Raw genomic sequence first — 20,757 nt, 5'->3', positions numbered from 1 at the left:
CCGCTTATTTCCATATGGGTCTGTTGATCTCCGCCGCCGCTCCACCAGCCCCGAACCCGCCACCATTCCTCACTCCCGCCGCCTAGCCATAACAGCTCGATTTCTTCCCAGTTGTTTCGCACGATATAACGCTTCATCAGTGACCTTAACCAGTTCTGAGAACTGCTGGGCGGTCGTGGGGAAATGACCAATCCCGATCGACACAGTCAGTGGTTCTCCAATCGGACTACTGGCATCCTCTGCTGTTTTTCTAATCCGTTCGGCAATCGTTTGCGCGACCGATGGACCCGTTTCGGGAAGAACGATTAAAAATTCATCTCCGCCTAAACGGAAACACCAATCACTTTCCCTAGTTGCTTTCTTCACTAATTCGGAAAGGTATATTAACACTTCATCTCCCATTTGATGCCCATTTTGGTCATTTACCGTTTTAAAATAGTCAACGTCAAACAAAATAATCGAGTACATGTCTAACTCACTGACCCTTTTTTCTAACGAGCGTCGATTATAAAAACCAGTCAATGGATCCAGATTCGATTCGCTCTCCGCAGAAGTAAGTTTCTTTTGATAAAAATCAACAGCTACCAAAAGTGCCCGTTTTAACTCCTTTAACTCAAAATACCAATTCGGAATACGAGGGGGAGGGATGGACGGATGGCTGGTCATTTCTTTGGCGTAGACCGCTAAATTTCGTATCGGATTCACAATTTTATTCAAAATGAACAGGGATAGGGCAAATACTAAAATGAAAATGGGAACTGCATTGATACCTACTTGTTTAGCCATTTGAATCGTTGGTTTGATAACGGCTGTTTTAGGCGTTTGGGAGATAATGCCCCATTTACTCGCCGATGTAGAGGAAGCGTAGCCCGCTAGCATCGAAATGCCTTGTGTATTCGTCACTTCTTGACTGCCGTTTTTCCCCTCCAGGACTTGCTGCACCACTTTGTTTTCTTTTACGTTTTCATTTATTCGATCCTGATCGGGGTGATAAATGATATTCCCTTCCGAATCAACGACATAGACATAGGAATCGTTTTCGTGTTTGGGATGCTGACCAAGAACTCTTTTCAGGCTGTTTTCCTTTTGTAAATGGATGGTTCCAGACAGAAAGCCCTTATACGACCCATGCTCATCAAAGACAGGGGCAGAGATAAGCAAAATTAAATTCCCCGACACACCCACATAAGGTTTAGAGATAAAGGGTGCCTTCTGTTTCAAAGCCTCCTTTGAGCCAACGCTCTTCAATCTTTTCCCCTCTAATGTCCGATCGGGTGCGGAGGCTATGATCAGTCCGGTATCATCCACAAAGATTGTCGAATTAAAAAAGGTGGTCGAATCCAATATCCGCTTGATCTCATGGTAAATGGCTTCCGAATTTGTTGTTACGTATTCTTTTCCATGGGACTCGGTCGATAGGATTTGAAGCATATTGGTAAAAAGATGATCTGTGGTAGTCGCCAATTTTTGAGCGTAATATTGATTCTCGATTAAATAATTTTCCTCTAAGTTGTTTTTACTGACAATTACACTCGAAATCACACTGGCGGCGATGGTGCCAATCATCGCAAAGGCCAGCAAGCTTAAAAAAAGAAGTTTTATACTTAATCGAAACGGTTTCCTCATATCTCTTCACCACTATATAAAGTGTCATTTATCGTCGAAATAACCTACTAAAATATAGCATATTGTCTTTATCATTCCGGTAGGGGGAATTTGTATACACGAATTCTTTTTATAAAAAAATATCTCGAAAATAACCGAGTTTCTTCTATTATAAATGTGATCAACTGGTATCGTTTTCATCCGCAAATTTCCCTCACTAGTCCGTATAACGTATTCCTTTCACACAGCTGGAATCATTTTTCACGACGATGGGGAAAATATAACCTAAATTCGTCGATTGGATGGGAGGGGAGCTATGCACGCACTATTAGCGGTTGTCCTAATTAGTATGGCCCTTTGGAAGGGCGATTGGAGACATTGGCAGAAATACATGACCACCATTTATTATGTGAGCGTATGCAACCTCCTTTACAATGTATTGTGCAAAGATCATATGCTCTGGGTTCACCACCCGGATCTAATACCGGACTCACATACAATGGTTGATTTAATTTACACCTTTATCATTCTCCCGGCGATTACCTTGTTATTCCTAAGCCATTACCCATTTAAAAAAGAAATAGGAAAGCAAGTTCGCTATATTCTTTTCTGGGTCGTTGGTTCGCTTATGGTTGAATTTCTATTTCATAAAATGAACCGGATTATTTTGCAAAATGGCTACCGCTATTGGATGGAGCCGTTCTTTTATACCGTGATGTACTCGATGATTCGTCTTCACTATTCTCGGCCGTTTCTTACATATGGTATCTCAATAGTTATCATTGTATTTCTCCTTCGTTACTTTCACATTTCGATTGAATAAGGGCAAAATCAAACTTGCAGTAACTACGATAAGAGAGGTCATAGGGAATGTCAGTCGATTACGCGGTAATAATTCTTATGTGGGTCATTGGGATCTTTATGTATATTTTCTTTACGCCAAAAAAGCGGTACAGAAAAGTGGCAGTTACCGCCCTGATCTGTCAGTCACTGCTGTGGCTAAATTCACTGGTCCATGTCGAATTCGATCTGATTGCCTTTCCGGTTCGTGAGTTTCCGAAAGCGACACACCTGCTAATTACGACGGAGTATTTCTTCTACCCGCTCCTTTGTGGGTTCTATATTGCTTATGAGCCCAAACATTCACTCCGGATTCGGCTCATCTACTTGTGTAGTTGGATTTCGATCATCACGCTTTATGATTTCATCCTAGTGACCTATACAAATCTGATTGAATACGTTCATTATGCCTGGTATTTTACCTGGATTGATTTCTTTTGTATCTTTGCGGTCACGAATTTCGTCTATCAATGGTTTTTTAAAAATAAGAAGCTTTTTCGAATGGAACAGGAGGCAGTGGAATGAAACTGGAATGGTGGATTTTACTTGGTGTTTGGCTGCTTTCCAGTGGTCTGCTCTTTCTGATTCCGAAACAGAAACTCCGCCTGGCCGTAACCTCCTTTGTATTTATGCAGGCGGTCACCTGGATGTTTGGACTCATCGTGGTGGAATATGGTCTGCTAACGTATCCCGTCAGATTATTTGCAAAGGCCAACCGTGCGAGCTTTACGTATGAGTTCTTTGCCTACCCAGCGGTTGCGGTCATCTTTAATGTGTTTTACCCGCACTTCAGCAGGAAGGTCGTAAAGTTCTTTTATTATGGTGCCTATTGCACGGCCTTGACCATACCTGAGGTTTTGATCGAAAAATATACAGACTTACTTGAGTATCACCATTGGACATGGTTTTGGACATGGATTACGCTGTTTCTCACCTTCATGATCTCACGCGGGTTTTGTGTCTGGTTTTTCAGGGGGATTGTAAAGGAAATGGATTAAATAGCCATCGTTAAGCAACACGGTTGATACTCAAAAATAACCACTTTTATTGTAGCCCACTCTCAAAATATATGAAAAAAGCGAATCATCACTCTGATTCGCTCTTACTAATTAAGAATTGAAGAATGTAATCACTCCACACTTTGTCACCTTTTTCGTTAGGAGCACTTTGATCGGGGAGCAGGTAATTTTTAAGCTTCTCATTATCTGTTTCAGGCCATGCAGACCAATGATCGAGATAGGGTATTTCCTTATCAGCAGCATATTCTTTGAGCGCTTCCACCTGTTTAGGATAAATTTTGGCATTGTAAAGCGGGTACGAGGGCTGTAGGATAAACTCAGTATCTGGATTCTTTGTTTTAATATCATCGATGATTTTCGATGTGTTTTTTAAGGTATCCTCTATTAATACCACCCCGTTATTCATAAGTATAAATGGTTCAAGGATAATTAAATCCGCCTTTTCTGCAGAAATTTCGACTTGTTCCTTCTTTTTAAGGAATTCAGTTGAATTTGAATCAAAGGTTTTAATTGCAACTTGGATATTTTTCTCACCAAATGTGTCAATTAGTTGTTCTTTTATGAAAGGGAAAGCCCCTTTATTTTTAGTACCGATTGCACGAGATCCGACAAAGAGGACATTAAACGACGTTTTCTCATGTAATGATTCTTTAAATCTATCAACGGAGTGAGCGGGCCAATTACTAGTATATGCTAGTAAATCGGTATCACTATCATCATTCTGAGAAGTAACCTCTAACGATTGTTGATCGGATGTACTTGAAACTGCGGTGTTTGATGCAGAGGCAATTCGTTGCTTCCAATAATTATGTCCATAGAAGAGTACAGTAACACAAGCTAATCCTAGTAGTATAGTAAGGAACTTCTTCATTATTAATATAACCCCCAAATAGTTTTGCATTCTCATTATATCAGATAGCATTTTGAAAATTAATTCCAATTTTAAAAAATACCTACAAAAATTTACAAAAGGGTGTAAAATGAATAACGGGTCAAGGAAAAAATGTAAGAAATTTGTCGTAACTCGTAAACAAAATGAAATATATGTTATAATACATTTTGTGTCTATTTTGGATAATTAGTGGGAGGGCATCATGGAAGAAACAATAAGTTTAAAAGAGTTGTTGCAAACATTGCGCAAGCGACTTAGTTTAATATTGAGCATAACATTCATCGCCGTATTGATAAGTGGTGTGGTTAGTTACTTTTTTTTAACACCAATTTATCAGGCATCCACGCAATTGCTCGTCAATCAATCAAAAAACGATCAATCCACCTATCAATATAATGAAGTACAAACCAATCTTCAATTAATCAATACCTACAATGTGATTATAAAAAGTCCAGCAATCCTTGAAAAAGTTATTAAAGACCTTAATCTAGACATGACAGTTAAAGAACTTAATGAAAAGATTACGGTTCAAAATGAAAAAGATTCGCAAGTGGTTAACCTATCTGTACAAGACATGAGTGCCTCTAATGCTGCGAAAATTGCAAATAAAACCGCTGCGGTATTCCAAGAGGAAATTGTCAAAATTATGAATGTGGATAATGTTAGTATTCTAGCAAAAGCTACTGTAGTTGATGATTCGTCACCAATTAAGCCAAGACCGTTATTAAATATAGCAATTGCTTTAGTAGTTGGTTTGATGGCGGGTGTAGGATTAGCATTCCTACTTGAGTACTTGGATAATACCGTAAAAGATGAACAAGAAATAGAAAAATTGCTTGGTTTACCTGTGCTTGGTGTGATTGCAACGATGGATCATTCACAAATGAAGGTTAAACAGAAAAAATTTGCGAAGCAAAATGCTAAATTAAGAGGTGAGAGAATTGGCTCTTAAAAAGAATAATAACAAAACGATCACTAATAAAAGAAATCTAGTTGCCATGATTGATTCCAAGTCACCAATTTCGGAACAATATCGTACAATTAGGACAAATATTCAATACTCTTCTGTCGATCATGATGTAAAATCGTTAATGGTTACGTCTACAGGTCCTGGCGAAGGAAAATCAACAACAGTGGCAAATTTAGCCGTAGTGTTTGCACAGCAAGGGAAGAAAGTATTATTGATTGATGCGGACTTAAGAAAACCAACCGTACATTATACCTTTAATCAATCTAATACGTCTGGATTAACAAGTGTATTAACGAAGCAAGTAGACTTAGTTAAGGCTGTTTTAGGTACAGAAGAAGAAAATCTATATATTTTAACTAGTGGTCCGATCCCGCCAAATCCCGCTGAATTATTGAGCTCGCGTGCCATGGAACAATTCTTCCATGATGCAGAGGCCCTATTTGACATCATATTGTTTGACACGCCACCAGTATTAGCAGTAACAGACGCACAGATTTTAGCTAATAAATGTGAAGGCACCATTTTAGTTGTATCTAGTGGTAAGACTGAAAAGGAAATGGTGGTTAAGGCAAAAGAGCTTCTTGATGCGGCACAAAGTAAGCTGCTTGGTGTAGTATTAAATAATAAGAAGTTACAAAACAATAATTATTATTATTACTATGGCGCCAAATAAATTTAATATAGAATTGACAATTTAAGAAAGAGGGGTGTGCTAAATGATAGATATTCATTGTCACATACTACCTGGAATTGATGATGGGGCAAAAAGTGTTGAAGATAGCCTATCAATGGCAAGAGCAGCGGCAAAAGAGGGGATTCATAAAATCATTGCCACCCCTCACTTGAATAACCAATATGATAATCGAAAAGAATTGATCATTGCTAAAGTTAGAGAGTTAAATCAAGCACTACAAGATGCTAGAATCGACGTATCAATTCTTCCGGGACAAGAGCCAAGGATATATGGTGAAATCCTAGAAGATATTGAAAAGGATGAAATTCAAACTTTAAATGATAGTCAATATATATTTATCGAATTCCCATCCAACCATGTTCCAAGGTATACCGAAAAGCTCCTTTTCGATCTACAAGTCAAAGGAATGACACCAATCATTGTTCATCCTGAGAGAAATTCAGAGTTGATCGAAAGGCCTGAGGTTCTCTATAGCCTTGTGGAAAAAGGCGCATTGACACAAGTAACGGCTTCAAGTCTTGGTGGATACTTTGGTAAAAAAATCAAAAACTTCTCCATTCAATTAGTTGAAGCGAATTTAACACATTTCATTGCATCAGATGCCCATAACATTATTAATCGTTCATTCAAGATGGAAGAAGCTTTCAACTTAATCGAATCTAAGTTTGGGAATGATTATGTCTATTTATTTCAGGAAAATGCGGAATTATTAATAGCGCGGAAAAATGTCATGAAAGAAATTCCGGTTCCAATAAAAAAGAAAAAGAAGTTTTTAATTTTTTAGCCGACCAAATCAATAGGATTGGCCGGGTTTCATCTACATCTATTTCAGGTCTATACTCCTAAACGGTGAGGCTCCCTAACCGTTATCGATGGGGACACTCGATTGTGCTGTGGGTACTTTCTCCAGTGGGGTCCTTAGACGCATGTCGTCAAGAGCATGATGTGAGGCCGGGTTAGATGCCCGATTTTCAATAAAATAATAAATACCTAATGAAAGAATAGGTGTGAAAGCACTTGCAATTCCGTTAGGTATTTATTTTTTGCCCCTTTGCTTTAGCGAAGGAAAGTGTTCATTAGATAAACGAAAAAACTTTAAAGGGGAATTGGATAGTGAAACGAGTAAGAAAAGCAATTATTCCTGCTGCAGGGCTGGGGACAAGATTTTTACCAGCAACAAAAGCAATGCCGAAAGAAATGTTACCAATTGTTGATAAGCCTACTATTCAATACATTGTGGAAGAAGCTGTGGCAGCCGGGATTGAGGATATAATCATTGTAACAGGTAAGGGGAAACGTGCAATCGAAGACCATTTTGACAATGCGATCGAGCTTGAACAGAATTTAATAGAGAAAGAAAAATACGATCTACTAGAAAGAGTTCATTACGCTACAAATCTAGCAGATATCCATTACATCCGTCAGAAAGAACCAAAAGGACTTGGACACGCGGTCTGGTCTGCTCGAAACTTTATTGGCAATGAGCCTTTTGCCGTTCTTTTAGGTGATGACATCGTTCAGAGCGAAACACCGTGCTTACGTCAATTGATTAATCAATATGAAGAAACTTTCTCTTCTGTGATTGGTGTTCAGCAAGTAGCTGAAAATGAAACACACCGTTATGGGATTATCGATCCTTCTTCGAAAGAAGGGCGTCGTTACCAAGTGAGTAACTTCGTTGAAAAACCAAAACAAGGAACAGCGCCTTCTAATTTAGCAATAATGGGTCGTTATATCTTAACCCCGGAAGTCTTTATGTTCCTTGATCGTCATGAAAAAGGGGCAGGTGGAGAAATCCAGTTAACCGATGCAATTCAACGACTAAATGAGATTCAAAGAGTGTTTGCATATGACTTTGAAGGAAAGCGTTATGACGTCGGTGAAAAGCTTGGCTTCATACAAACAACAATCGAATTCGCTTTACAGCGCAAGGATCTAAAGCCTGAGTTACTTAAATATATGGAACAAATCGTAAATAACGAAAAAATAACAATATAAATAGATACAGGGTGGGAGACAATTGGAATCCGTAAGAATAGAAAAAAATAGTAAAACGAATCAAAAATATGCAGTATTAAAAAGTAAAGATACCAAAAGCGAGTTCATTTATTTATTTACTAAACGTTTGATAGATATTATTGGTGCATTATGTGCACTTGTTATACTCTTTCCTACTTTTTTGTTAATCATAGTACTTATTAAGTTAGAAGACCCAACAGGACCTGCAATTTTTAAGCAAAAAAGAGTTGGACATAATGGTCGAGTATTCTACATCTATAAGTTTCGTTCAATGGTTATAGATGCTGAAAATAAGTTAAAAGCTAATAGAGAGCTGTATAAAAAATATTTAAATAATAACTATAAATTAGAACCACATGAAGATCCTCGTATTACTAAGATAGGTGGATTTCTTAGAAAAACCAGCTTAGATGAAATTCCTCAGTTCATTAATATCCTAAAAGGAGAGATGAGCTTAGTTGGTCCAAGACCTGTTGTTCAAGAGGAATTACGGGAGTACGGAGAAAAAACAGGAGAATTCTTATCAGTAAAACCTGGTGCGACAGGTTTTTGGCAGATAAGTGGTAGAAGTGATGTTGGGTATCCAGAACGAGTAGATTTAGAATTATTTTATGTATATAATAAGTCACTTTTCTTTGATATCAAGATTTTAATCATGACAATTGTAAATGTTCTTTTAAGGAAGGGTGCATATTAATTTGTAAGTAACTAAATGCTAGGGTTAGAGGAAGATCTTTGTAGTACAATAAGGAGAATTTGACATGATTTCAGTTATCATACCTATTTATAATGGGGAAGAATATTTATTTAAATTAGTCGAGGCTATAAGAAGTCAAATCGTAGGTCAAGAAATAGAAATTATTGCCGCAGTAAGTAAATCAAATGATAGAAGTTTTATATTAGCAAAAGAATTATGCGATTTAGCCTATAGTGTTGAAGAGTTTAACCATGGTCTTACGAGACACGAAGCAGCACAAAAGTCTAATGGAGAATACCTTGTGTTTATTACTCAAGATATTCTTCCCTTTAATAATATGTGGTTAAATGAATTAATAAAGCCATTGATAGAAAATTCTAATATTGTTGCAACATATTCTAGACAAATTGCCTATCCTGGGGCCTCCAAAACAGAGTCCTATATTAGAGAATATAATTATCCGCCTTACAACCGGTTATGCAATAGTTACACCATTGAAAAGTGGGGAAGAAAGAATATATTTTATTCAGATGCGGCTTCTGCAACGAAAAGAGAAGATTTTTTCGGACTTGGTGGTTATAATTTTGAAGTCATTACAAATGAAGATGTATATTATGCATTAAATGTTATAGATAGTGGAAATTCGATTCTATATAACGCTAACAGCATAGTATATCACAGTCATGACTTTAGTTTGAAGGAAAATATAAAAAGGTATGAATCTATTGGTGCTTTTGAAACAACTATTAGCAGCAGATTAGAAAAGTATAGCTCTAATGGTGAAGGATTAAAATTAGTAAGAGATGTTAGCTGGAAATTATTAAGGGATTTTAATGTTAAAGAATTAATGATATTTTTGCTTCTAGATGTGCCAAGTAGACTTTTTGCATATAATAAAGGCAAAAAAAGTTTTTTAAGAAGATTTAACTAAAAATTATAAGGAAATTGATATGAAGAAAAGTAATAATGCTGTATTTTTAATAATTGCTATTATAGTTAATGTTCTGACATACACAATAAATTTATTTGGCGGAAGTAGCATTAGTTTTTATCATCTGATATCAATTAACTTAATATTTATATCTATAAGTTCCTATTATTTTTTTTCACGAAAAGACTTTTTAAACCCAGTAGGTTTATTCTTTATTAGTTGGCTCTTATTAGTAGGGATATCTCAACTAAAATTAAGCTACTTTCAGCACTATTGGTCAATTAAAGCTTGGGTTGTGATACTAGGCTCATTCATGTCATTTTTATTAGGATATATGTATATAAAAATATTTTTATTAAAAAGTAAGAAAAAGAATGACCAAGGAATAAACACGGAGCGCCTATTTTGGGTTATTGTCACATTGGTTGCATTGTGCATATTAAGTTTATTGATTGAAATTAATGCATTGAAATTCATTCCATTATTTAGTGAAGATCCTAGTGCTTATAAAATGTTTAGCTACAAATTCTTTCATTTCATTGTGGTATTAGTAGCAATAGTTCCCCCTTTAACTATTCTTTATAAATCTAATAAGGGAAAAAGGAATATTTGGTATTTTAATATTATATCTATAATTATACCTATACTGATTGTATCAAGACAACTTATTATATTTGAAGTAGTAACAATGTTGATTGTGTATCACTATTGTATAAAACCATTTAAATTAAAAACAATATTTGTGATAAGTATTTGTGCAATAATTTTATTTTCAGCAGCTAGTGTTTTAAGACAACAAGATAGTGAGTTTATGTTTGAAGCTTCTAATTTTAAGGATGCTCAATTTTCTTTAATAGCTCAACCATATATGTATTTCACTATGGGATTTGATAATGTTAATAATTTAGTTAATTACAATGTCCAGTTTGATAATGGTAAAAGGCTATTAAAAGGACTAGAGCTATTTACAAGAATTGAAATTAATATTTCGAGTGGCGAGGAGTACCTAGTTACACCAACGTTTACTGCGCCAACCTATCTGTATTCTTTATATTTAGATTTTGGTGTACTTGGAACACTTATAGCTCCATTTTTAATAGGAGTGATAATTAGTTTGTTATATGAAAAAAGAGAATCAAATAATTTAAATATAGTTATTTACTCTATGATGTTATATTGTTTATTATTTTCATTCTTTGTTAACTGGTATTATAATACAACGATGATTTTATTTTTTGTTGTAACAATACTTATAAAATTTCTTGTAACGAAAAATAGAACTAGAATAAGTATTAAAAAATAATGAGGTGAAAATAATGAGTAAAATATGTATAGTTGGTGCATTTGACAGATACAATTACGGAGATATCTTATTTCCAATTGTTATCGAAAAATATATTAAAGATAACTTAAAGGATGAGTTGAAAGATTCTCCTATTGAATTTTATGCCCTAAAGGATACTGATTTAACAAATATAAAGGGTGTAAAGACGAAAAATATAAAACATTTAAAGAACGATGTAAAGGATGGAAATAATATTATTATTATTGCAGGTGGAGATGTATTACCTGTGAGAATTTTCCACGCTTTTTCTGATTTAATTGAGAATAAAATTATAAATAAATTAATGAATCAGACAATACGAGTTTTTGGCACTAGTATTTATGATAAGTTTTTAATTAATTATTATGATTTATCTAGTAAATTTCCATGGATCATAAAAAATGATGATAGTAATATAAAAAATTACGTATTTTACAATGCGGTAGGAGCATCTAGTATTTATAAATTACCTCACAATGATTTAGAAGTCATGAAAGGTTTACTTGAAAAAAGTGATTACATTTCTGTGAGAGATCTAAAATCTAAGGAAAATCTAAATAATATTGGGATTAAACCTTTGGTGTATCCCGATTCTGCTATCATAATGTCGGAATTGTTTAGTGATGAATTTTTATTAGAAAATACCACTCAAGAAGTAAAAAATTATATTAGTGAAAGTTCTGGATTCATATGTTTACAGTTGAACATGTATTCATTAAAAGGTAACGAAGAGCGTGTAGTTAGTGAAATTGAACAATTAATTAAAGAAACAAAATTAAAATTAGTCCTATTACCTATTGGTAAAGCAAATAATCATAATGATTTAGATGCATTAAGGATAATTAAATCAAAGCTTAATTTAGATGCTTATTTACCAGAGAATTTAAATATATATGATGTAATGTATTTGATTGCAAAATCAAATCTATTTATTGGAACTAGTCTTCATGGGAATATTACGGCAATTTCGTTTGGTGTTCCACACATAGGTTTGAATAAAGATATAGAAAAACTGGATTATTTTCTAAAATGTTGGGATATAGAAGAAATTGATGGATGTATAAATATAGATGAGATAAACAAATCTGCTCAAAAGATTTTAAGAATTGATAGAAAAAAATTATTAAAAAAACGAGACGATTTAATTAGATTATCAAACGAGAATTTTCAGAAAATGTTTTCAATCAAAAGGTAATCTATGAATAGGGAAAGTACACTTCTTAAAAATACTATAATATATGCATTAGGTAATATTTCATCTAAAATGGTGGGATTTGTATTACTACCACTTTATACAACTTACTTGACTGTTTCAGATTTTGGAATTTGGGACATAATTACAACAACGGTCCTATTTTTAATGCCCATTATTATATTCCAGTTAAATGATGGTATATATAGACATATCTTAGAAGAAAATGATCATGTAAAGATACAAATTGTTATAAGTACAGCAATGTTTGTAGTTATAAGGAACATATTACTATTTACTTTGGGATATTTATTAATTTTCTTATTCATTGATTTTAAGTATGAATGGATAGTAATTTTTCAAGTATGTATTATGTCAATTTATGAAATATTTCTCCAAATTGTTAGGGGCTTGAAGAATAGCCAGACTTATGCATTTGTAGGAATAATAAATAGCATAGCAATACTTGTGTTCAGCTTATTATTTTTAAAAATATTTCACTTAGGGTTAAATGGGTTGTTTATCTCAACGATTTTAGCCATGGTAATTAGTATCATTTACATGCAATATAAAATTAATATTATTCAATACATTAATATTAATTTCTATAATAAAAAACTAAAAATAGAATTAATAAAATATTCTATTCCGTTAATTCCAAATGTTATTAGCTGGTGGGTAATGAATTTATCCGATAGATATTTTATTGGTTTTTATTTAGGAACGGAAGCAAATGGACTATATGCAATTGCTAATAAATTACCTACTATAATGTTTTTGGCGAACACTATATTCTATTTAGCATGGCAAGAAAGCGCAATAATGAATTTCAATAATAAAGATAGAGATAGATACTATAGCAAGATGTTTAATGGCTACTTGAAATTTCTAATATCTTTTTCAATTGTTTTACTATCATTTTCTGAGATTGCATTTATGCTATTAATAGACAATAAGTACCACCACGCCTTGCAATTTGTACCTTTATTATATTTAGGGACAATTTTTTCAGCATTTTCATCTTTTTATGGTACTGGATACCAGAGTGCTAAAGATACAAGAGGTGCCTTTACGACATCTGTTTATGCAGCAGTAATAAATGGTGTATTAAATTTATTATTATTACCAATCATTGGGTTACAAGGTGCTTCAATTTCAACCATGTTAGCTTTTTTAATAATGTGGTTATTAAGAATTAAACAAACTAAAAAATATTTTAATATATCCATTGATTTTAAGAGCTTGTTTATTCTCTTATCGATGTTTGTTATTGTTTTATGTTTATTTAATTCAAAACACATATTTGCAACTTACTTAAGTATAATAATCGCATTAATTACATTTTTAGTTTCAAATAAGATGATATTAGTTAATGTAGTTAGTAAAGTAAAGAGGAGATAAAGCATCTGAATTTTTAATAGGAGTGGTGGATAAATGGAAGAAGTAATTATCTTGTTATCTACGTATAATGGTGAGAGGTATTTACCAGAACAATTAGATTCACTTTTAAACCAAAGTTATAAAAATTGGAAATGTATAATAAGAGATGATGGATCTTCTGATAACACATTAAAAATAATAGAGAGTTATATAGTTAAATATCCAAATTATTTTAGTCTGGTAAATGATGGCGAAAATTTAGGTGCCTGTGAGAGTTTTATTAAACTTTTTTCTGTTTCAGAGGGTTCTTACTTTATGTTTTGTGATCAGGATGATGTATGGAAAACTAATAAAATTAAAAAAACCATCTTAAAGATGAAAGAATTAGAATCAAAGTTTTCAAGTGATATTCCACTTTTAGTACATTCTGATTTAGAGATAGTAAATGATTCTTTACAAACTATAGCTCCCTCTATGTTTCACTATCAAAAACTTAATAGTTCATCGAAAAAGTTAAATCAATTGTTAGTTCAAAACAATATTACAGGCTGTACTATGATGATAAACAGTGCATTCAAGAATTACATTAGAAATAGTAATGTAAATGAAATTATAATGCACGATTGGTGGTTCGGCCTTATTGCAGCAGCCTTTGGTCAAATTGGTTTTGTAAGTGATTCCTTAATTTTGTATAGACAGCATGGTGCTAATGTTGTTGGTGCTAAAAAGATAGATTTAGTAGGGTCGATCAAAGGCTTTAAAATGTTTGTTAAAAAGGAAAATAAGTTTGTATCTATTTCTCATACATTTAAGCAAGCAAACTGTTTTTATAATTTATATGAGACAGTACTTGGAGGTAAACAAAGAAATATACTAACTTCATATATTAATTTTAGTACTTTTAATTTTGTGGAAAAACTTAGGATTATGAATAAATATAGATTTAAAAAAAATTACTGGGTTAAAAACTTTGTTTTTCAATATTTAATGTTAACCATGAAATCTTAAAGTTAAAAAAATTAATGCGAACAAAATTTACGAAAAGAGGGTTTAGATATGAAAGGAATTATTTTAGCAGGTGGTAGTGGCACACGTTTGTACCCATTAACAATGGTAACAAGTAAACAGTTGTTACCAATATACGACAAACCAATGATTTATTACCCACTATCAACCTTAATGCTAGCGGGTATTCAAGACATACTAATTATTTCAACCCCGGAAGATACTCCTCGATTTGAAGCATTGTTAGGGGATGGTTCTCAGTTTGGAATAAATCTTGAATATAAAATTCAACCGAGTCCGGATGGATTAGCACAGGCTTTTTTAATTGGGGAAGAATTTATAGGCGATGATTCAGTCGCTATGATTTTGGGAGACAATATTTATTATGGTAGTGGGATGAGAAAAATCCTACAAAGAGCTGCGCAAAAAGAGATTGGGGCAACGGTCTTTGGGTACCATGTACATGATCCAGAGAGGTTCGGTGTGGTTGAATTTGATGAAAATGGAAAGGTTTTAAGCGTTGAGGAGAAGCCGGAATTTCCAAAATCAAATTATGCCATTACTGGTTTATACTTTTTTGACAATCGAATTGTCGAGATTGCGAAAAATGTAAAACCATCTGAACGTGGAGAACTGGAGATTACATCGGTAAATGAAGCTTATTTACGTATGGGACAGCTTGAAGTAGAATTACTAGGTCGTGGCTTTACATGGTTGGATACAGGTACACATCAAACTTTAGTAGAGGCAACTAATTTTGTTAAAACAGTCGAGGAGCATCAAGGGATTAAAATTGCTGCGCCAGAAGAGATTGCCTATATTAATGGATGGATTGGAAAAGAAGAGTTGTTTGAATCTGGAGAAAAATTCTCAAAAACAGGTTATGGGCAATATCTATTGAAAGTAGCAAGTGGCAGTATAAAGTATTAAATAGGAGTGGTTTGTAGTGAATGTAATTGAAACTTCCCTACCAGGGGTAAAAATTATTGAACCAAAAGTATTTGGCGATCATCGCGGTTGGTTTATGGAAACATATAGTGAATCAATGTTTATAGAAGCAGGAATTAATATAAAATTTGTTCAAGACAATCAGTCGTTTTCTGCTGCTAAAGGAACATTAAGAGGATTGCACTATCAATTAGCACCTAAAGCACAAACAAAGTTAGTGCGATGTACTAGAGGCGCTATCTTTGATGTAGCGGTTGATATTCGCAAAGGAAGCCCGGCCTTTGGAAAGTGGTTTGGATTGGAACTGAGTGCAGAGAATAAAAAGCAGTTATTAGTACCAAAAGGATTTGCTCATGGTTTTATGACTATTACAGATGATGTAGAGGTCCAATATAAAGTGGATGAGTTGTATGCGCCTGATTGTGATCGAGGAATCATCTGGAATGACCCGGAAATTGGAATTGAATGGCCGATGGAAATTACCCCTGTATTGTCAGATAAGGATGCAAAAGCACCATTCCTTGCAAGTACTGATAATAACTTTATCTTTGGAGAGTAATCAATGAAAATAATTGTAACGGGTTATACAGGACAACTCGGGTTTGATGTTGTCCGTGAAGGGTTGAACCGTGGCTTTGATATGGTTGGTGTTGGTTCGAAAGATTTGAATATTACTGATGAACGTTCAGTTTATCAGTACGTTGAAAAAATTAACCCTGATGCCATTATACATTGTGCAGCCTATACTGCGGTTGATAATGCAGAGGATGATAAGGAAAACTGCTGGAGTGTGAATGTTGATGGTACCAAGTACTTATCAAATGCATCGAAAGAAATAAAAGCTAAATTTATGTATATTAGTACGGATTATGTGTTTGATGGATTAGGTGAAGCGCCTTTTATTGAAACAGATAAGCCAAACCCAGTGGGGTACTATGGGCAGACTAAGTATGAAGCGGAAAAAATAGTGCAGTCATTATTATCAGAACACTTCATTGTCCGGATCTCTTGGGTTTTTGGAAAAAATGGAAACAATTTTATCAAAACAATGTTGCGCTTAGCTGAAACTCGCGATGAGTTAAATGTGGTTGGTGATCAAATTGGTTCCCCTACCAATACGTTTGACTTATCTCGTCTTTTACTAGATATGGTTCAAACAGATAGATATGGAATATATCATGCCACAAACGAAGGATATTGCAGCTGGGCTGAATTTGCACAAAAAATTTTCCAGCTAGCTGACAAAACTGTGAATGTGAATTCAATTACAACGGAAGAATATCCTACGAGAGCAGTTCGACCTAAAAACTCCCGGTTGTCCAAGCAAAAATTAATTGACAATGGATTTACTCCATTACCGTCTTGGCAGGATTCATTAGAACGTTATTTAAATGCATTAAAACATGAGGTGAAATAATGGCAAAGAAAAAGATACTTGTAACTGGCGGTGCAGGATTTATTGGTGGGAACTTTGTTCAATATATGGTGAATAAGTATCCACAGTATGATATTTATAATTTAGATTTATTAACGTATGCGGGTGATTTAGCCAAGCACCGTGCTATTGAAAAGAAAGAAAACTATCAATTTGTTAAGGCGGACATTGCAGACAGAAAAGCCATAATGACACTTTTTGAAAATGAAAAGTTTGATTATGTAGCGCATTTCGCAGCTGAAAGTCATGTTGACCGCTCTATTACTAATCCGGAAATTTTTGTAATGACTAATGTTTTGGGTACACAAGTGTTACTTGATGCTGCAAAACAGATTGGGGTTTCAAAATTCGTTCATGTATCCACGGATGAAGTATATGGTGAATTAGATTTTGACCCAACGACATTCTTTACTGAAGAAACACCATTACAGCCTAATAGCCCATATAGTGCAAGTAAAGCATCATCTGACTTCTTAGTACGTGCTTATCACGAAACATTTGGACTACCGATTAATATTACCCGATGCTCTAATAATTATGGACCGTTTCATTTTCCAGAGAAGTTAATTCCATTAACCATTTCCCGGGTTCTAAATAATGAAAAAGTACCGGTATATGGTGACGGCAAAAATATCCGTGATTGGTTGCATGTACTCGATCATTGTGCAGCAATCGATCTAGTAATGCATGAAGGTGTTACTGGAGAAGTATATAATGTTGGTGGTCATAATGAACGGACTAATTTAGAAGTAGTTAAAACCATCATTAGCACCTTAGACAAATCTGAAGAGTTAATTGAATTTGTAACTGATCGTTTAGGCCATGATAAGCGCTACGCTATAGATCCTACTAAATTGGAGAATTTAGGTTGGGAACCAACTTACACCTTCGAAACAGGAATTGCACAAACCATTAAATGGTATTTAGAGAATAAATGGTGGTGGGAGCAAATTATTAGTGGGGAATATAAGAACTATTTCAATAAGCAGTATTCAATAAATTAGTAAGAGTAAAACCCTGCCCCACGTTCACGATTATGAATGTGGGGGTTTTTGGTTTTGGAAATCTTGATAAAGAATCATTTTTAGCCTGATATAAATTGAGAGAATGTCCAATTAAAGCCTACCATTCTAATAAGGTTAAAAAGATCTATGTTTATTAAGTAAAGTCTATGAAAAAGTAACTAAGAATAAAAGGGAAAAATACACAAACAAGTCAATTTACATAAGTTGAATAGCTATTTTTATCAACCTAAGAACGCGGATCTAGTGTTATGTAATATTAATTACAATTGAAAGTGGTTCCATAAAATAATGGAAAATAACTCCAATCTTACTATTGGAAGTCTATCGACTTTATATGAACATGTCATCAAAATAGCATGTTTTACTTTTAAGAAAGTATAACCATAAGGTTCACATTTTTATGTTAATTAAATACATAATAATCAGGAGTGATTAAATGAATAATAACAAAAGAAATTTTTTGTTAGGTTTAGTTTTTTGGTTTCTAGCTTTCTTTTTTGGCTATACATTCAAAAAGGAAGGTGGACTTATGGCAATACAACCAAAAAAAAATAATTCGTTTATAAATAATGAAAATGAAGTTACACAAAGACTTAAGGAACTTGATAAGCAGTTCGCGAAAAAGGCCAACAAAGATACTAATGTTTTTGCAAAAAAGACCTATGGTACGTATGAATCTGCCGCTGTATTGTCGGCTATTGGAAACCAAGAAAATCCTAGACCCGAAGTTATCGGCTTCCATCAAACAAATGAGGCAACAAAGTATGAAGGAAGAGATTCAGTAGCATTTTATACGTCAAACAAAGGTACGAATCCAACGGTTGTTGTAAATTCAGGAATTATTCAATACAGTCCTTTATCGGTCCACGTAATAGGGATAACTGTAGCTAACTTCAATAAAATTTTACCCGGAATGTTGATAGATACATACCATACACCAAACCGTTATACTTCAATTGTCGATCATATTGATGTATCTACCCAAACCATCTTTATAAAAGATGGTTGGTATGAAGTGAAAGAAGGAGGTAGTAAGATTGCGGTTATTCCACCGAATGGCGCTGGCTTTGATGTTAACCGAATTACTAAAATATGGGGAATTAACAACAATGTCTATCTAAGGAAAGGAGAAAGTACTGAGGCTGGGATAGCCGAAGAGATTGGTTTATTCAATGAAGCGGGTGCAGACCTTAGTGGGATTGATGTTGTAAACTTTAAAGCCCAATCAAATTTTGGAATTAAAGTAAGAAAAGCAAAAAGTGCACCAAGTGGATTTGTTTATGGGTATTACGCCATGGACAGTGGAATATCCTTTATGTCAGAAGCAACAAACGAAGACCAAAACTTCTTGCGTTCTGAGGTAAAAGGGGATGTACACAAGGGTTTTTTAGTACATGCAAATGGTACACAATCCAAACTACGTTTGAAAGCAGCAATCTTTGTAAATGGAAATGTTAAATTCTCATCTGAATCCCAAAGGGTCTTTATTCTCAATAAGACAGTTGAAGAGTTATTTAGAATCCCTAGCCCTAAAGGTAAGTCAGGAGAACTTATCTTTTTGATGAATGTTGGTACTGCTACATCGATAATAAGAATCAATAATGACGATGGTTCAATTGTATCTGGCAAGGGGAATCCTAGTTTTAATCTTTCACCAAACTCAAGTGCGGTACTCATTAGTGATGGCAACTCATGGTATCAACAGAATTTTAATAATACAATTGTGAAGTCAGGAACACCTAATGTTGCCCCTCAATTTATCGGGCAAGAGTATTTAGATGCAACTAATAAGAAAGTATATAAAGCATTTGGTACTTCAAGTACCTCTGATTGGGTAGTACTAAATTAATACAACTACAGAGTATTATTCTAGGATAAATTGAAACTACAACATAAAATAGAACGAATTTGTGTTCTGTCATCTGCCGATAGGAAACGGGAAATAATCAGAAGACTATTAGTGTTTGAATTAGATGGGGAATGTTAGGTCATCTTCTCGCATACCTAAGATGGAATCTAAAACCTCCCGACTTATGATAGATAATAAAAATCTTTCATAAGTCGAGAGGTTTTATTATTAATCTAGTGTTCAAATTCATCTGACGTAAACTGTTCTGTTCATCATTTTATTATATTGATATTTACTATACTAATGAATCATTTGAATAACTAATTTAATCCAACCGAAAAACGCAAACCACAAAGGAACACTTAAAGACGTCCCCCACAATACTCCTAATAAAAGATTTCCTTGCTTGTCCATGAAATCCACTCCTATTGTTAGTTGTAGATAAATCTGGTGCTGCACGGTTCTGTTACTTAGTTCGTGTAAACGTTTTCAATTATTTTTTTATATGATACCCCAATAAGGATGGAGAAAAAAGTAGAAATATGCAGGTTATACACTAAATATTCCGACAATTATATTTGGTAGACTAATACAACTAGAGAGGCTGAAAACCTATTATTCAATATAGTTTTTCTCAATATGAATAAATTTGCTACTCCATTAATGAAAGATTTTATATAATATAAAATAGACGATTACCCATAAAGGAATGGGAAAAAGGAACCCCAAAGGCAACCTACACCGAAATTTCTCCCATTTTCTTTTTCCGCCATATGTACCACTCCACTTCTGAAACGGGTTGCTTATCACTATTTAATCATGTATGGATGAACTGTTATCATTAAATCGTTCGATGAATAATTACAAATTATTAACATATAAATATAGGTTAATAGTCTATTTATTACTATAAATAATTGGTATACTATCAT

20 protein-coding genes are annotated in these 20,757 nt (G+C 34.0%); 18 read left to right on the top strand and 2 right to left on the bottom strand.

Going from position 1 to position 20,757, the window contains the following annotated elements:
• Nucleotides 1–69: 69 nt before the first annotated feature.
• Nucleotides 70–1,626 carry a sensor domain-containing diguanylate cyclase gene (locus COJ96_RS02565; protein WP_098571440.1) on the bottom strand — a complete coding sequence of 519 codons (1,557 nt, stop codon included), beginning with the start codon at nt 1,624–1,626 and terminating at the stop codon, nt 70–72.
• A gap of 295 nt (nt 1,627–1,921) precedes the next feature.
• On the opposite strand from COJ96_RS02565, the gene COJ96_RS02560 reads away from it, so the two are divergent.
• The 3 genes from COJ96_RS02560 to COJ96_RS02550 are packed head-to-tail and all read left to right on the top strand — an operon-like array spanning nt 1,922 to nt 3,443.
• Entirely contained in the window at nt 1,922–2,428 is a 507-nt protein-coding gene (locus COJ96_RS02560) for a CBO0543 family protein (RefSeq protein ID WP_098571439.1), read from the top strand.
• Between the two features lie 47 nt (nt 2,429–2,475).
• Entirely contained in the window at nt 2,476–2,970 is a 495-nt protein-coding gene (locus COJ96_RS02555; protein ID WP_098571438.1) for a CBO0543 family protein, read from the top strand.
• Complete coding sequence (locus tag COJ96_RS02550) at nt 2,967–3,443, top strand: CBO0543 family protein (RefSeq protein WP_098571437.1); 477 nt, start codon at nt 2,967–2,969, stop codon at nt 3,441–3,443. Before COJ96_RS02555 ends, COJ96_RS02550 begins: the two co-directional genes overlap by 4 nt.
• Before the next feature lie 88 nt (nt 3,444–3,531).
• Here COJ96_RS02550 and COJ96_RS02545 read toward each other — a convergent pair whose 3' ends face one another.
• On the bottom strand, nt 3,532–4,335 hold the full coding sequence (locus tag COJ96_RS02545) for an SGNH/GDSL hydrolase family protein (protein ID WP_098571436.1): 804 nt from the start codon (nt 4,333–4,335) through the stop codon (nt 3,532–3,534).
• A 223-nt stretch (nt 4,336–4,558) separates the two neighbouring features.
• Between COJ96_RS02545 and COJ96_RS02540 the strand changes: the two genes are divergently transcribed.
• The 15 genes from COJ96_RS02540 (at nt 4,559) to COJ96_RS02470 (ending at nt 19,825) form a co-directional block, all read left to right on the top strand.
• Entirely contained in the window at nt 4,559–5,308 is a 750-nt protein-coding gene (locus COJ96_RS02540; RefSeq protein ID WP_098571435.1) for a YveK family protein, read from the top strand.
• Between the two features lie 46 nt (nt 5,309–5,354).
• Entirely contained in the window at nt 5,355–5,999 is a 645-nt protein-coding gene (locus tag COJ96_RS02535) for a CpsD/CapB family tyrosine-protein kinase (RefSeq protein WP_098571644.1), read from the top strand.
• A gap of 43 nt (nt 6,000–6,042) precedes the next feature.
• Nucleotides 6,043–6,804, top strand: a complete 762-nt coding sequence (locus tag COJ96_RS02530) for a tyrosine-protein phosphatase (protein ID WP_098571434.1) — start codon at nt 6,043–6,045, stop codon at nt 6,802–6,804.
• A 329-nt stretch (nt 6,805–7,133) separates the two neighbouring features.
• A complete protein-coding gene (gene galU, locus COJ96_RS02525; RefSeq protein ID WP_098571433.1) occupies nt 7,134–8,018 on the top strand; it encodes a UTP--glucose-1-phosphate uridylyltransferase GalU in 885 nt (294 codons plus the stop codon).
• 37 nt (nt 8,019–8,055) lie between these two features.
• On the top strand, nt 8,056–8,736 hold the full coding sequence (locus COJ96_RS02520) for a sugar transferase (protein ID WP_373561649.1): 681 nt from the start codon (nt 8,056–8,058) through the stop codon (nt 8,734–8,736).
• A 64-nt stretch (nt 8,737–8,800) separates the two neighbouring features.
• Nucleotides 8,801–9,667, top strand: coding sequence for a glycosyltransferase (locus tag COJ96_RS02515; protein WP_098571432.1), 867 nt, complete (start codon nt 8,801–8,803; stop codon nt 9,665–9,667).
• Nucleotides 9,668–9,686: 19 nt separating this feature from the next.
• The gene (locus COJ96_RS02510; RefSeq protein WP_098571431.1) at nt 9,687–10,970 is read left to right on the top strand and encodes an O-antigen polymerase; all 1,284 of its coding nucleotides are present in this window, start codon (nt 9,687–9,689) and stop codon (nt 10,968–10,970) included.
• Between the two features lie 13 nt (nt 10,971–10,983).
• Nucleotides 10,984–12,186 carry a polysaccharide pyruvyl transferase family protein gene (locus COJ96_RS02505; protein ID WP_098571430.1) on the top strand — a complete coding sequence of 401 codons (1,203 nt, stop codon included), beginning with the start codon at nt 10,984–10,986 and terminating at the stop codon, nt 12,184–12,186.
• 3 nt (nt 12,187–12,189) lie between these two features.
• Nucleotides 12,190–13,584 carry a lipopolysaccharide biosynthesis protein gene (locus COJ96_RS02500; RefSeq protein ID WP_098571429.1) on the top strand — a complete coding sequence of 465 codons (1,395 nt, stop codon included), beginning with the start codon at nt 12,190–12,192 and terminating at the stop codon, nt 13,582–13,584.
• A 33-nt stretch (nt 13,585–13,617) separates the two neighbouring features.
• Nucleotides 13,618–14,571, top strand: a complete 954-nt coding sequence (locus COJ96_RS02495; protein WP_098571428.1) for a glycosyltransferase family 2 protein — start codon at nt 13,618–13,620, stop codon at nt 14,569–14,571.
• A 48-nt stretch (nt 14,572–14,619) separates the two neighbouring features.
• Nucleotides 14,620–15,498 carry a glucose-1-phosphate thymidylyltransferase RfbA gene (gene rfbA / locus COJ96_RS02490; RefSeq protein WP_098571427.1) on the top strand — a complete coding sequence of 293 codons (879 nt, stop codon included), beginning with the start codon at nt 14,620–14,622 and terminating at the stop codon, nt 15,496–15,498.
• Between the two features lie 16 nt (nt 15,499–15,514).
• A complete protein-coding gene (rfbC, locus tag COJ96_RS02485) occupies nt 15,515–16,075 on the top strand; it encodes a dTDP-4-dehydrorhamnose 3,5-epimerase (protein WP_098571426.1) in 561 nt (186 codons plus the stop codon).
• 3 nt (nt 16,076–16,078) lie between these two features.
• Nucleotides 16,079–16,933 carry a dTDP-4-dehydrorhamnose reductase gene (gene rfbD / locus COJ96_RS02480; RefSeq protein ID WP_098571425.1) on the top strand — a complete coding sequence of 285 codons (855 nt, stop codon included), beginning with the start codon at nt 16,079–16,081 and terminating at the stop codon, nt 16,931–16,933.
• Nucleotides 16,933–17,955, top strand: coding sequence for a dTDP-glucose 4,6-dehydratase (rfbB, locus tag COJ96_RS02475; protein WP_098571424.1), 1,023 nt, complete (start codon nt 16,933–16,935; stop codon nt 17,953–17,955). Before rfbD ends, rfbB begins: the two co-directional genes overlap by 1 nt.
• Before the next feature lie 457 nt (nt 17,956–18,412).
• Nucleotides 18,413–19,825, top strand: coding sequence for a hypothetical protein (locus tag COJ96_RS02470; protein WP_098571423.1), 1,413 nt, complete (start codon nt 18,413–18,415; stop codon nt 19,823–19,825).
• Nucleotides 19,826–20,757 lie beyond the last annotated feature (932 nt).

The sequence above is a fragment of the Bacillus sp. AFS073361 genome (assembly GCF_002567005.1).
Classification (GTDB): domain Bacteria; phylum Bacillota; class Bacilli; order Bacillales; family Cytobacillaceae; genus Neobacillus.
This window is presented reverse-complemented; position numbering and strand designations above follow the sequence as displayed.